This is a genomic window from Allobosea sp. P4_C6, assembly GCF_056402015.1.
In genome coordinates, this window is record NZ_JBFUIF010000320.1 from 1 (window position 1) to 724 (window position 724).

General features: G+C 56.9%; 1 protein-coding gene. It reads right to left on the minus strand.

Annotation, left to right across the window (positions count from 1 at the left end; genetic code table 11):
• Positions 1–206: 206 nt before the first annotated feature.
• Positions 207–647, minus strand: coding sequence for a Ros/MucR family transcriptional regulator (locus AC1DVA_RS28920; RefSeq protein ID WP_265055245.1), 441 nt, complete (start codon positions 645–647; stop codon positions 207–209).
• Between the last annotated feature and the right edge of the window lie 77 nt (positions 648–724).

Sequence of the window (724 nt, forward strand, 5' to 3'; positions counted from 1 at the left end):
GGGCGAATGATGGCTGGCGGACCTTGGCGTAAACGCGATGCACCCATGCGCCAGTGTCTGGGCTCAATGGCAACGCCGGGGACAATCGATGCTTCCCCTTGAGCCCGATCCCGCAGATGAGTTCTTCGAATGAACGAATCGCCGGCTGCGGCAAATCGCTACACCGCACTCGGCCAGCACCCGCTGTGTAGGAGGTAGCTGAATATTCAGGCTGTGGCCTTTGACCGACCCCGCTTCTCAGGCGTGGCCTGCACCTTACGACCCAAGCCCATTTTCTTGGCGAGGTGCGAGCGCGTCTCGGCATAGGCGGGCGCGACCATCGGATAGTCTAATGGCAGATTCCACTTAGCTCTGTACTGCTCTGGCGTCATATCGAAAGCAGTACGAAGGTGGCGCCTCAGCGACCTGAATTTCTTTCCGTCCTCAAGGCAGATTAGCCAATCGGCCGTGATCGACTTCTTGATTGATACCGCTGGCGCTGCTTTCTCTCCGGGAGCCGGCGCGGGAGCCTGTCCAAGGCCCGCCAGCGCTGCATGCGTGCTGGCGATCAGCGCGGGCAGATCGGCCTGTATCACACTGTTATGCGACACAAATGCCGACACGATTCCGGCAACCAACTCGACCACTTCCAGATCGTTTTCTGACATTTTTTCTCTCTTTGAGAATGAAGTCGATGGCAATCAGTTTAGTGATCCTGAGAATCTCGACAAGGTATTTTTATGCC